This window comes from Sporosarcina sp. Marseille-Q4063 (assembly GCF_018309085.1).
Lineage (GTDB): Bacteria > Bacillota > Bacilli > Bacillales_A > Planococcaceae > Sporosarcina.
Map to the genome: position 1 here is coordinate 647,779 of NZ_CP070502.1, position 12,783 is coordinate 660,561.

The window sequence follows — 12,783 nt, forward strand, 5'->3', positions numbered from 1 at the left end:
TTATTTTATATGCACTTGTAATAATGTTGTTTCACCGGCAACAACGGCGGATTCTTCGGTAACCGTAAACGTCTCAACAATATCACCGTTAGTTAACGTGATTGGAGTTACAAGACTATTTGCGTTCTCATTAACAAAATCCATGTCAAACTTGACGAGTTTATCTCCAGCAGCAACTTTGTCACCTTGTTTGATAAATGCTTCAAATCCTTCTCCATTTAACGCGACCGTTTCCAATCCGATATGGATCAAGACTTCAAGCCCAGACTTCCCGCGTAAACCGATTGCGTGTTTAGTAGGGAATAATTGAACGATTTCTCCGTCAAATGGAGCAACAACTGTTCCATCTGTAGGCATGATTGCAATCCCATCCCCCAACATCTTCTGCGAGAAAACAGGATCTGGTACATCCTCAAGCTGAACGACTGACCCAGTAAGCGAAGCTATAATCGTTTCTTCTTTAATAACTTCTTTTTTCCCAAATAGTTTTTTCAACAATGACATCTCTCCTCTACTTGTCTATACATGTATTGCTTTTATTATAACTTGTATATACATGTTATGCAACCGCTTCCACGCATATTCCAAGTTTTACATACTACTAACACTATTTCCTTATTCCTATTTTCATAAACAAATTGGGGAATCGCCGGCTTTGTCTATGTATAGAAGTTGCTGCTTTCGTTCTCTATAGTTAATGAGTGGATGTTGTTGCAATCTAAATAACTTTTTCTGTGTAGTGAAATTAGTCGATTGCAGCGTAGGGCGGCGAGACCCTGGACTGAGCGTAGCGAGGGAAATCGACGGTTGCAATAATAACCAGATACTTGATCAAGAAACAAGAAAAAAAGCAAACCATCTTACAACGGTTTGCTTTTCCACATTATTTATTCGATTATTTCGGTATAACCAGAAGTACCACATGAGAAGGATACTCAGCCCCATGGTATATCGTTTGTTTTGCTGGGAACATTTCTACTGTATCCAATGTTGTGTCGCCAGTATTCGGATTCACATCAAATCGCGGGAAATTACTAGACGCGATTTCGACGAATACCGATTTTCCTACCCACTTGTTTCGGAGTTTCTATTTTTTTATCCGCTTGGGATAGCTTCTCAATTGTTGCGGCAATCGGGGACGGAAAAGCCGCGGCTTTTCCTTCGTTGGTATCGATTCCCATTAACATTTGTTCACTCGTTGCAATGATGTCGCCGCCGTTATTTTTCATCGTGAAAAATACATGCAGACGTTTGTCATCAACATCCAATAATTGCACGGAAACTTGAAGTCCTTCCCCTTCATTCGCTTCTTGTAAATAACATAAGTGTGTTTCAAGCGTAAAAATCGTATAAGCATGCTTTTCGCGCGCCGCTTCAGCTAATCCTATAAAATCCATAAACGCATCCACTGCAAGACTAAATACTTGTGCATAGGCAGCGTCGTTCATATGTCCGTTATAGTCAACCCATTCTTTTTTTACATTACTTTGAAAGGTAAAAGTATTATGTTCCATCTCAAACACCTCTTTTCAATAATAAATCAGACAGACACTTTGTTTGGCTCATGCCAATACTCTTCTACCAGATTAAGTAATTTCACGAGAAACTCATTCCGTTTCTCTTCTAATTCCGCAATTGATACATCTCCCGCATGGGTTTCACAGCCCTCAATAACCTTCTCCTTCAAGTTCTCAGTTAATTCAGGCGCTTCTAATTTTGTCCACGGAAGCTTAAGCGCAGGGCCGAACTGTTCAAGCATATGACGCATTCCTTTGTCTCCACCCGCTAAATGGAAAGTCAAAAATGGTCCCATTTGCGCCCAGCGAAGCCCGGCACCGTAAATGATTGAAGCATCAATTTCTTCAGTCGTTGCAATTCCATCATTCACCAGATGTAAAGACTCGCGCCATAAGGCTTCCATTAATCGATCCGCCACATGCCCCTCGATTTCTTTTTTGACAATTAAAGGCTTCATTTCGATTGCCTTGTAGAAAATCTTAGCTGTCTCCATTATTGAAGGAGATGTTGCGCGACCCCCTACCAGTTCTACAAGCGGTAAAATATAAACAGGATTAAATGGATGCGCTACAATTAAGCGTTCTGGGTGATGAAGGCCCTCTTGTAGAACGCTTGGCATGATTCCGGACGTGCTCGATGCGATAATTGCATCAGGTTTCGAAAATCTGTCAATCGACTGCAAAACACTTTTTTTCAGTTTTTCCCTTTCAGGAACATTTTCTTGAATTAAATCGGCATCCTTAACTGCTTCTTCAATTGTCGAAACGAAGATAACATTGTCAGTCGACGCATTCGGCGCTAATCCCATTTGTACCAGAGAAGGCCACGCCCGTTCAATCGCTGAGCGTGTTCGTTCCTCCGCTCCTTCGCTCGGATCAAAAGCGACTACTTGGTATCCTTGGGCCAAAAACCGTGCAATCCAACCGTTTCCAATAACACCGGTACCAATTACAGCAAGTTTTTCGACAGGTTTGATGTTCGCAGCCATTATAGAACACCTCCGTGAGGGTTTCTTAATTCGTAGTAAACTCGCGCCTCTTGCGGCGTCATTACTTCGATTCCATTGCTGTGCAACATTTCAACCGCTTTATCAACGAGTTGTTCGTTACTTGCCGGAACGCCTCTTGAAATGTACAGGTTATCTTCCAAACCGACGCGGATGTTTCCGCCTAGCATTGCGGTTTGCATGGCAATCGGCAATTGCATGCGACCTATCCCGAATGCTGACCAGTGCCCATTTTCAGGCAAACGATTTTTAAAGTACATGATTGTTTCCGCATCTGCTTCCGCACCCCATGGAATTCCTAGGCAAAATTGAAACATTGGATCTCCATCGATTAATCCTTCGTCAATTAATTGTTTTGCAAAACGAAGATGTCCTGTATCAAAACATTCCAATTCAGGTTTCACGCCACTTTTTTGAATGAGCCTCGCATGATCTCTCAACCATTCAGTCGGGCTCATATAAATCGTATCGCCAAAGTTGACACTTCCGCAGTCCAGCGTGCACATTTCAGGAAGTAGTTCGCCTACTGGTTTATGACGTTCTTCAGGCGTTTGTATAAATGTTCCATTTCCACCTGCAGCAGGTGTATCTAAACTAGGGATAAAATCGCCGCCGCCACCCGCAGTGATATTGATAACAACATCAACTTCCGATTCACGAATGCGATCAACAATCTCACGGTAATGATCCATATCATGACTTACGCCACCTGTTTTTGGATCACGTGCATGAATATGAGCGACTGTCGCACCTGCTTTTGCTGATTCGATAGCCGAGTCCGCAATCTCTTTTGGCGTGACTGGCACCAAATCGCTAATTCCAGTTGTGTCCCCTGCACCTGTTACAGCAGCTGTTAGTAATACCTTGTTCTTCATATTTATCTCCTCCGATACGATTATTTACATCACTGTACCGTCCAGACGGTTTTAGCTTTCTTCCACACTATACATGCGGAAGTTTTCGCTTTCAACCCCCAAATATAAATTCAAAGAATTTCGTATTCTTGATGTTACTAACAAGCCAACATATTATTTCTGCGTCCAATTTCTCAACGTATTATAGACCAATTCTTTTTGCTCATCTTCAATCGGATTGATTTCAAAAAGATCAGCTAACCAAATTCCATCCGTCGCCAGGCGAATAATCGTCGCCATGGTCGGGTCTAAGCCGTCGTTTTCAATATTGGATTGCCATTTCGAATAAGCTTCATGAATCGGATCCAGCAAGTCTGGATTGACTGCTTTTGCTGCAAGTAATCCGGCATGCATATCCTTGTTGTGATAGGTGTTTTTAAAAGTGACATCCAGATAGGCACGTGTCCATTTACCTTTTTCTTCGGGGTCTTCAGTAGCGTGGTTATCTATTTTGCTTTGATAATTAGTGGCCAGATGCTCAACCATTTTCTCGACTAATACTTCTTTCGATCGATAGTGATATAGCAAGCCGCCCTTACTAATTCCCGCTTTCTCCGCTACCGCATCCAGCGTTAAATAAAAGATGCCTTTTTCAGCAACAATTTTAGATGCGGCGTTCAGAATGGCTATTTTTCTAGGTATACTATCCATTCAGCTTCCCTCCTCAAATTGCATATCTATACATTATATCAACCAGACGGTAGAAACTACATAAAAAGCCTTAAGGACTCCCATTTAAGTAGGAAGAACTTAAGGCCTCTTCTAAAAGTTCCGTGTGAAAAGATCAAATCCGAGCGCGGTGGCAATTCCGAATACTAGCGACCAAAGCGCGATGCTGATAGACATCCAAACTGTGGCATTTGTTTTATTCGCACCGAAAAGCAGTCCGATGAAGGCCGCGATATGTGTTCCAATTACAATTGGTCCTAGTAGAGCAACGCCTGGCATGCCGTACTTATTCCAAATTCGTTTGCCACGCTCCGTTCGTTTAGATTCTGCTTTTCCTTTTTTACGATTTCTGGACTCCATCCATTCTTTTACTTTTTGGAATCCAACAATTACAACTAGAACTGTCAACATATTCCCAATGAATGCAGTTAGAATCACCCAAACGGGAGATAGACCGCTTATTATGCCTAATGGTATCACTAGCGCTATTTCCAACCACGGAATTGCCGCGCCTAAAAACACTAAAAAATACTCAAACATCTAATTATTCCTCCGTGATATACTTTCTGATTTCCAAATAATAAATTAAGTACTGCATGAATCCCAATAACAATAATCCAATAACCATCCACATCTTCCCAATCGGCAATAAAAGGTATAATACCGCAAGTACTGGGATGGCTGTTACAAAAAATGTATACACTTTTTTTGTCGCCTGACCTGTTGCCTGTTGAAATAATTCATCGTCTTCTAGGTATTCCGGGGGCGTCAAGTATAATGGCGAAAGTTTTTTATCGGGATATTTTCGATTATGCTTAAATAATTTGATGAAAAAGGTGATTAGGGTGCCCCAAATCAGAACAAACAAAATAGCAAATAACATTAGATTAGACTCCAAGCTTAAACTAAATGTGAATTCGTCCATTCCATTGCCCTCGATAAGCGCAGTCGTCCCGATAAAATAAATAGACACGGCGATTAATAGAATAAAGTTCATAATCCATAATGGAAACGTAACCCTCATATCACTTTTCATTTTCTTCCTCCCCTTCCAACCAAAATAATTCATTAATACTACACTTGAGTTCACGGGCAAGTTTCAATGACAATGTAACGGACGGCGAAAATTCTCCTTTTTCGATAAAACCGATGGTCTGTCGCGTAACCCCCACGCGTTTTGCAAGTTCTATTTGCGTAAAATCATGCCGCGCTCTTAATTCTCTGACCCTATTCTTCAGCATGATAACACCACCTCATATTAATAATGTACACTAAACTTAACTGGATGTAAAGTATTTATTACATTAAGTTATGTTGACCGAACAAAAAGAGCCTAGGCTAAGCACCTAGACTCTTTAGAAACTTTTCTTTTTTATAATAATGTCGCTAATACGGCTTTTTGCGCATGCAATCGATTGCCTGCTTGTTGGAATACATAAGAATTCGGCCCGTCGATAACCGATGTCGCGACCTCTTCTTCACGATGTGCTGGCAAGCAATGCAAAAATATATAGTCCTTTTTTGCGTGCGCTATTAATTCATCGTTAATTTGAAAATCTTTAAATGCTTCAAGACGTTGGAACATTTCTTCCTCCTGCCCCATGCTGGTCCAAACATCTGTATAAATTGCATCTGCTCCATTTACAGCTTCAATCGGATTCGTTGTTTCTAGGACGCTGCCCCCATTAAACAAGGCTAATTTCTTCGCCTGTTGTATTATTTCATGGTCACACGTGTATTCTTCAGGCGTTCCAATTGTTACGTGCATTCCAGCATGAGCTGCTGCGATGACTAAGGAGTGCGCAACATTATTCCCATCACCAATATACGCCAATTTCTTACCTTTTAATGATCCTTTTACTTCTATAATTGTAAGTAGATCAGCTAACGCTTGGCATGGATGAAAAATATCTGTTAACCCATTGATGACTGGAACAGACGTATGTTCCGCTAATTCTTTTACCATTTCATGAGAATTTGCACGTATCATCACGCCGTCCAAATACTCCGAGAGGACTTTTCCCGTATCTGAAATCGACTCGCCGCGCCCGATTTGTAAATCGCGCGCATTCATAAACATCGCATGCCCGCCTAAATGAATCATCCCTACTTCAAATGAAATACGCGTTCTCGTCGAATGCTTCTCGAAAATCATCCCTAACGTTTTCCCCGCCAAAACCTGGTCAAGTTTGCCATCCGTTGTATCTTTTTTAAGCTTGATTGCCTTATCAATCAAATATAAAACTTCCTCGCTCGTTAAATCAAGTAAACTAAGAAGATCTCTTCCTTTTAATCCCGCTTCTAATTCCTTATCACTTTCCGCTAATTTAATCATAAATAAATCATCACCTTCCATAAATTTTGAATGTATGTTTTAGTATATGTGTGTATAATTATTAAGTCAAGTGTATTATTATAATTAGTTAGAAAGTTAGGTGTTTATTGTGAAAGGGTATTTTCGACTTATATCGTTAGAAAATATGCGGTGCGAGAATAAACCTGGGAGCAACGAGAGCAACCAGGAACGCAGCGAAAGCAAACTTACGTAGTACGAGAGAAACGAGCGGCGATACGATAATAAAGTTACGAGAAATCGCGATACGAGAATAAACGAGGGAGCAACGAGAGCAACCAGGAACGCAGCGAGAGCAAACTCTACCAGTACGAGAATAACGAGTGACGATACGGGAACAAACAAAAAGCCTTGTTACCCCAATAAGGAATAACAAGGCCACTCGATTTAATTTTCATTCAAAAGTAATTTTATTAACTGTTTCACGGTCTAACTTTTTAATCACTTCAATGATCAGTTTTACTGTGTTTTCGTAATCATCACGATGCAAGATTCCCGCGTGTGAATGGATATAACGTGTTGGAATACAAATTGCTAGTGATGGAACGCCGCTTCCGGAAATATGGATGGCACCTGCGTCTGTACCGCCGCCAGGGATTGTTTCGAACTGATATGGAATTCCTTTTTCTTCAGCCGTATCGACAACTAGATCTCGCAAGCCTTTATGCGATACCATCGATGCGTCAAAGAGTAAAATTTGCGGGCCATCGCCCATCTTTCCAGTTGCTTCTTTCGATGTAATTCCAGGTGTGTCTCCTGCAATCCCGACGTCTACTGCAAATCCGATGTCTGGCTGGATTTTTGTTGCAGCAGTGCGTGCACCGCGGAGACCGACTTCTTCTTGAGCTGCTCCGACGCCGAATACTACGTTCGGATGATTTTCACCTTTCAACCCTTTGAGAACATCGATTGCAATCGCAATCCCAATTCGATTATCCCATGCTTTCGCAAGCAACAGCTTTTCATTGTTCATCACGGTGAATTCGAAATAAGGTACAACCATATCTCCCGGTAAAATTCCCCACTTCATTGCTTCTTCCTTGGAAGTTGCACCAACGTCAATAAACATATCTTTAATATCAACTGGTTTCTTTCTCGCTTCCGGAGAAAGAATATGCGGAGGTTTTGATCCGATAACGCCTGTTACAGTATCTCCACTGCGTGTGACGATTGTGACGCGTTGTGCCAGCATTACTTGTGACCACCAACCGCCAACAGTTTGGAATGATAAGAATCCTTTATCATCAATCTTCGAAATCATAAAGCCAACTTCATCAAGATGACCTGCAACCATTATTTTCGGGCCCTTGTCATCACCAGTTTTCGAAGCAATTAGAGAACCTAGTCCATCTTGCTCAACTTTATCACTAAACGGTTCGATATACTTTTTCATGACATCCCGCGCTTCACGCTCGTTACCCGGAATGCCTTTCGCGTCCGTTAAATCTTTGAGCATCGTTAATGTTTCGTCAAGTTTTGTCAAATTACTTCGACCTCCTAAATAAATCATACATAAGTAGTATATTCGAAATGGATGCTATTATCAAAACATTTCGGGTTTAAATAAAAAAGAAAGCTGCCTATTTTTTCATATATGATGATCTGCCAATTTCTCTAAGAATATATGGAACCTTCGTTTTGCTGTTTATCACCCCCTCATATTCCATTGTTATATGTATATATTTTTCTGCCAGTTGGGGGTCCATCCAAGTAATTTCCTCAATTTCTTCCGGAATCGAGATATTTATTTCTCCACCAGTTATTTGTCCCAGGAAAGTAAAGAATATAGCATGATGTCCTTTTTCTTGAAAAAACGCTTCACTAACGGTAAAAACGCCATCTATTTGGACATCTAATCCTGTTTCTTCTTTTACTTCACGAATAGCAGCTTCTTCAAGCGTTTCGCCCTTCTCTACCGCTCCACCAGGAAGTGTATAATAAGACGCTGCTTCTCCTTTATTTTTCACTAATAATACATTCTTTTCGTGTTTATCAAATAGAAGGACGTATACAACATCAACCCTTTTCATCTACTGTAATCCTCCTTTTTGTTTCATTAAACGGTGACAAAATTCGGGTTATTCCACCGCATCATTAGGGTGTTAATTCTTCAGTCAGAGCCTTAATAGCGTTCATTACATCTTTCATATTTTCTTCAATATTCATTTCATTCCTAGCGTGGAGTAGAACAGGTCTAATCGATTCTACTGAACGGCCAAATTCGTACATCCATTCATAGCGCGGAACCATCCATGTATGGAAATGATGCGTTGTATCTTCATTGTAAAAATAATAAACATATTCAATTCCCAAAACTTCCCTTTGCGCCTTTCTAATTTTTGATAGAATATTTATATAATCAATCTTTTCTACCTCGGTTAATTCATCAAAACATTTAATATGACGCTTGGAAGCTAAAATAATTAGTCCTTTTATCGGGTATGCAACATCTTGATGAGCATGGAAGAATTCAGTTTCAATTACCACTCCTCCATCTGGTTCGATAACTCCACTTGTCAATGCACAACTTAAACATTCAACTTCAACTGTTTTTCCGTTTGATAAAGTTATTCTCCTCATGAATGTTCCTCCCAATCTTTAATTGATAACTTATAGATAAAAAGGTTTTCTGTCGTCGTACAATAACACACTTGAATAAATTCAAACATAATCTACTATCTTTAAGTCCACCTCATCTATAACACCAATTTCCTCATTTAAATCCCAAAGCATTATTTCCGTTGTTTCTTCATTTCCCATAAATGGTTGTAATGTTTCAATGACAGCGAAGTAAACTGGATTATATTTAATGAATCCATTCATTGTATTTTTCACCTTTAATAACCCTTTGAACTCGAGATTAGCCACGACTTGTCCAGTCTCTTCATAAAGTTCTCTCATAGCGCATTCTTTTGGCGTCTCATCCTGCTCTCTATGACCTGCCGGAAATTCCCATTGTTGACGCCAAACGTTATAACAAAGAAGATATTTCCCTTCACACTTTACGATTGCAAAAGAACCTGCTACTGGCTGATAAAACTTTATTTCTATTTCTTTAATATTAATAAATTCAAGAAACTTAAAGCCATTATTCTTAGTGCTATTCAATATGAATTCCCCCCTTAACCAGTGGCTTCTATAACGGTTTGACATTAACAATTGACCATCGAACCTTTTAAGTTAACCCAGACCAGTGTCATTTTGTGCAACTGAAGCAGTTTAATGGGAAATTCTTAGTTCCGTTTATTATAGTTTACTTTTTAGTTTCAACCCATAACTGCATGTACAATAAGAGATTCTACGTTTTATCTAGAATACCTTTATATAAATAAAACAGCGTTACCCGTTTAAGAGGTATCGCTGTTTTCACTAATTCAAAGTTTTGCGGCTGTGATTATAGCAATTCTTTCCGTAGATCTGCCGCAGTTTTCTTCGACAATAATCCAGGCGCGACATCAAAAACAGTTTTCGCACCAAAATCACCGTTTTGATTCAACCGATAAGCTGCCCGTGCATATGCAACGAGAACACTTGATGTGAACTCAGGATTGCTATCGAGCTTCATAGAATACTCCATCACTTGATTGGTATCGTTACCTGTTTTACCGCTACGAATGACAAATCCTCCGTGTGGCATCGCTGCATGATCTCGCTTCAGTTCTTCCTCTGTAATAAACGTCACTGTCGTATCATAATCTGAAAAATAATTCGGCATCGTTACAATTGCTTGTTCCACTTCATTTGCATCTGCGCCTTCTTCAAGGACTACGTAACATTCGCGTGTATGCTTTTCGCGGGTTGATAGTTCCGGAAGTGTTCCACTACGAACTTGATTCACTCCATCTTCATTAGGAATCGTATATTGCACTGCTCCTTTAACACCAGGAACTCTTCTTACTGCATCAGAGTGTCCTTGGCTAAGTCCTTTACCCCAAAATGTATAAGTAGTTCCTTCGGATAAAACAGCTTCTCCGTACAGACGATTAATCGAAAATAAGCCTGGATCCCAACCAACCGATATGATCGAAGTATTTTTGTTTGGTTTTGCGGACTGATCCACTGCTTCGTAATAATTTGGGATTTCTGCATGTGTGTCAAAACTATCAATGGTAGAGAAATGTTTTGCCAATTCAGGTCCTTGTTCTGGCAAATCATTTTTGGATCCGCCGCATAAGATCAATACATCAATTTTCTCTTTAAACTCTAGAATTGAGTCGTGTGCATACACGGGAATTTTATCGTTTAGTAATGTCAGGTCATCTGGATTTCTTCTCGTAAAAACACCGATTAATTCCATATCATCGTTCTGTGCAATTGCCGACTCGACACCCCTGCCTAAATTTCCATATCCAGCTATTCCGATTCTAATTTTCTTCGTCATTTAATCTCGTCCTTCCAATTATGTATTTGTCATGAATTGTTCACAGTCAAAGCTGTCCTTCTCAAGTATAAACAATGATAAACTAAAAGTATTGTTCGAAACTATGAAAAGAGGCTTTCAAATGCGAAACTTTGTTTATCTCATTGTATTTATTTCCTTCTTCGATTTATTTTCCCAACTTCCGATAATGAGCCCTTTCGCTGATTCATTAGGCGCAACTCCTTTTGTTATTGGACTTGCAGTTGGTATTTATTCGTTTTCTAATATGATTGGTAATGTTATTTCTGGATTTATGACTGATAAACGCGGCCCATTTCTAATTTTGGTTTTCGGATTATTTGCGTCAGCGGTTTCTCTACTCTTATACTTCGCAATCACTGATCCAGTCAGTTTGCTTGGCGTTCGTTTCATTCACGGTTTTATGGAAGGTCTGATTGTTCCAGCAGCATTTACTTTTTTAGCGAACCGTACGGAGGAAACTAATCGCGGAAGAAGCGTTGCCATTTCGGGCGCATTTGTCGGATTGGCTGCCATTATAGGGCCTGCATACGGCGGGATTGTCGCAGCAAAAACCAGTCCCGCATTCGTCATGGCGATTAATGGGATTATGATGTTCTTAATCGCGGTTGCCGCATTCTTCGTTCTCCGTTCATTTAAATATGTTCGTAAGAAGCAAATTTCAAATAACCAAACGCGAGTCAGACATTTATTTCGTTCACCTGGTATGGTTCGTTCTTTTACCGGCGCCTTCTTCCTCATGTTCTCACAAGGGGTTTTAGCACTGGTCTTGCCGTTAAAAGTTGTCTCGCTCGGTTTTGATGCCAAAACAAGCGGCATGTTGCTAAGCGCATTCGGCGTGACGGCAGTTCTGATCTTTTTACTCCCGGTCAACCGAATATTCGACCATGTTCGCCCGATTATAACGCTCGCATTCGGATTGTCAATGATGGGCATTAGTATGCTGTTCTTAAGTCAACTAGAAGAATTGAACTTCTTATACATTTCGATGATTATTTACGGTATCGGATTTGCATTTTTATTCCCTTCCATCAACTCTTTGCTGATCGATTCGTCTTCTCCCGAGTTTCGCGGGAAAGCGTATGGCTACTTTTATGCATTCTTTTCAATTGGGGCTGTCGTGGGATCAAGTGTCATCGGTTTATTAGATTTAGAATTCTCGGGTTCTTTCCTGTTAACCGGCATTATTTTAATTGTCATCGCTGTTTATTCCCTCATCGGGAATACGAAAAAAAATTCGTTTGACAATGCGCCGCCTATCAGCTAATGTTTTAGAAGGAAATGCATTTAAATGTTCGGGAGAGGTTCATAGCGACCCTCTATAAAAAACTATGGATGATGAAAAATGAATCTCAAACGATTACATTATTTCTACATTTATGGACCTCCCTCGACATAATTAACGGGAGGTTTTTTTAATTGGCTGGAAGAGATGAATCAACATTGACAGGTTTAACATTGTTAGGAAATCAACATACGGAGTACAAAGACACCTATAATCCAGGAGTTTTGGAAGCGATTGACAATTTACACACAAAACGTGATTATTTCGTGAAATTCAATTGTCCAGAATTTACATCATTGTGCCCTCAAACAGGTCAACCAGACTTTGCAACAATGTACATTAGTTTTATACCCGATAAAAAACTTGTTGAAAGTAAAGCATTGAAATTATATTTATTCAGCTTCCGAAATCACGGTGATTTTCACGAAGACTGCGTCAATATCATCATGGATGATTTAATCGAATTAATTGACCCTAGATACATCGAAGTATGGGGAAAGTTCACGCCGCGTGGCGGATTATCCATTGATCCTTACTGCAATTACGGGAAACCAGGAACAAAATATGAACAGATGGCCGAGCACCGGATGATGAACCATGATATGAATCCGGAAAAAATCGATAATCGCTGATGGAGGA

At 40.1% G+C, this 12,783-nt stretch carries 17 protein-coding genes and 1 riboswitch; of the genes, 2 read left to right on the plus strand and 15 right to left on the minus strand.

What is annotated here, in order from left to right:
* The 15 genes from JSQ81_RS03315 to JSQ81_RS03385 all read right to left on the minus strand — a co-directional run bounded on the left by JSQ81_RS03315 (position 1) and on the right by JSQ81_RS03385 (position 10,841).
* Positions 1–498: a PTS sugar transporter subunit IIA gene (locus JSQ81_RS03315; RefSeq protein ID WP_212606317.1), complete on the minus strand. Its 498-nt coding sequence runs from the start codon at positions 496–498 to the stop codon at positions 1–3.
* A 397-nt stretch (positions 499–895) separates the two neighbouring features.
* Positions 896–1,015, minus strand: coding sequence for a hypothetical protein (locus tag JSQ81_RS03320; RefSeq protein WP_249336621.1), 120 nt, complete (start codon positions 1,013–1,015; stop codon positions 896–898).
* 19 nt (positions 1,016–1,034) lie between these two features.
* Positions 1,035–1,514 (minus strand): thioesterase family protein, encoded by a 480-nt coding sequence (locus JSQ81_RS03325; protein ID WP_212606318.1) that lies wholly within the window; start codon positions 1,512–1,514, stop codon positions 1,035–1,037.
* 26 nt (positions 1,515–1,540) lie between these two features.
* Positions 1,541–2,506, minus strand: a complete 966-nt coding sequence (locus tag JSQ81_RS03330; RefSeq protein WP_212606319.1) for an L-carnitine dehydrogenase — start codon at positions 2,504–2,506, stop codon at positions 1,541–1,543.
* Positions 2,506–3,399 carry a beta-keto acid cleavage family enzyme gene (locus JSQ81_RS03335; RefSeq protein ID WP_212606320.1) on the minus strand — a complete coding sequence of 298 codons (894 nt, stop codon included), beginning with the start codon at positions 3,397–3,399 and terminating at the stop codon, positions 2,506–2,508. Before JSQ81_RS03335 ends, JSQ81_RS03330 begins: the two co-directional genes overlap by 1 nt.
* Before the next feature lie 153 nt (positions 3,400–3,552).
* Entirely contained in the window at positions 3,553–4,089 is a 537-nt protein-coding gene (locus JSQ81_RS03340) for a TetR/AcrR family transcriptional regulator (protein ID WP_212606321.1), read from the minus strand.
* Between the two features lie 111 nt (positions 4,090–4,200).
* The gene (locus JSQ81_RS03345; RefSeq protein ID WP_212606322.1) at positions 4,201–4,647 is read right to left on the minus strand and encodes a small multi-drug export protein; all 447 of its coding nucleotides are present in this window, start codon (positions 4,645–4,647) and stop codon (positions 4,201–4,203) included.
* Positions 4,648–4,651: 4 nt separating this feature from the next.
* Entirely contained in the window at positions 4,652–5,143 is a 492-nt protein-coding gene (locus JSQ81_RS03350; RefSeq protein ID WP_212606323.1) for a hypothetical protein, read from the minus strand.
* Complete coding sequence (locus JSQ81_RS03355) at positions 5,133–5,348, minus strand: helix-turn-helix transcriptional regulator (protein ID WP_212606324.1); 216 nt, start codon at positions 5,346–5,348, stop codon at positions 5,133–5,135. Before JSQ81_RS03355 ends, JSQ81_RS03350 begins: the two co-directional genes overlap by 11 nt.
* A 131-nt stretch (positions 5,349–5,479) precedes the next feature.
* Positions 5,480–6,442, minus strand: a complete 963-nt coding sequence (gene argF / locus JSQ81_RS03360) for an ornithine carbamoyltransferase (protein ID WP_212606325.1) — start codon at positions 6,440–6,442, stop codon at positions 5,480–5,482.
* A gap of 412 nt (positions 6,443–6,854) precedes the next feature.
* Positions 6,855–7,943, minus strand: a complete 1,089-nt coding sequence (locus JSQ81_RS03365) for a M42 family metallopeptidase (RefSeq protein WP_212606326.1) — start codon at positions 7,941–7,943, stop codon at positions 6,855–6,857.
* A 97-nt stretch (positions 7,944–8,040) separates the two neighbouring features.
* Complete coding sequence (locus tag JSQ81_RS03370; RefSeq protein WP_212606327.1) at positions 8,041–8,490, minus strand: NUDIX hydrolase; 450 nt, start codon at positions 8,488–8,490, stop codon at positions 8,041–8,043.
* Positions 8,491–8,554: 64 nt separating this feature from the next.
* Positions 8,555–9,040: an HIT family protein gene (locus tag JSQ81_RS03375; protein ID WP_212606328.1), complete on the minus strand. Its 486-nt coding sequence runs from the start codon at positions 9,038–9,040 to the stop codon at positions 8,555–8,557.
* 81 nt (positions 9,041–9,121) lie between these two features.
* A complete protein-coding gene (locus tag JSQ81_RS03380; protein ID WP_212606329.1) occupies positions 9,122–9,568 on the minus strand; it encodes an NUDIX domain-containing protein in 447 nt (148 codons plus the stop codon).
* A 286-nt stretch (positions 9,569–9,854) separates the two neighbouring features.
* Positions 9,855–10,841 carry a diaminopimelate dehydrogenase gene (locus JSQ81_RS03385; RefSeq protein WP_212606330.1) on the minus strand — a complete coding sequence of 329 codons (987 nt, stop codon included), beginning with the start codon at positions 10,839–10,841 and terminating at the stop codon, positions 9,855–9,857.
* A 121-nt stretch (positions 10,842–10,962) separates the two neighbouring features.
* Between JSQ81_RS03385 and JSQ81_RS03390 the strand changes: the two genes are divergently transcribed.
* Together JSQ81_RS03390 and queF are read left to right on the plus strand one after the other, a co-directional pair.
* Positions 10,963–12,126, plus strand: coding sequence for an MFS transporter (locus tag JSQ81_RS03390; protein ID WP_371812501.1), 1,164 nt, complete (start codon positions 10,963–10,965; stop codon positions 12,124–12,126).
* 28 nt (positions 12,127–12,154) lie between these two features.
* A riboswitch (PreQ1 riboswitch) is annotated at positions 12,155–12,198 on the plus strand.
* Positions 12,199–12,278: 80 nt separating this feature from the next.
* The gene (gene queF, locus JSQ81_RS03395) at positions 12,279–12,776 is read left to right on the plus strand and encodes a preQ(1) synthase (protein WP_212606332.1); all 498 of its coding nucleotides are present in this window, start codon (positions 12,279–12,281) and stop codon (positions 12,774–12,776) included.
* Positions 12,777–12,783: the final 7 nt, after the last annotated feature.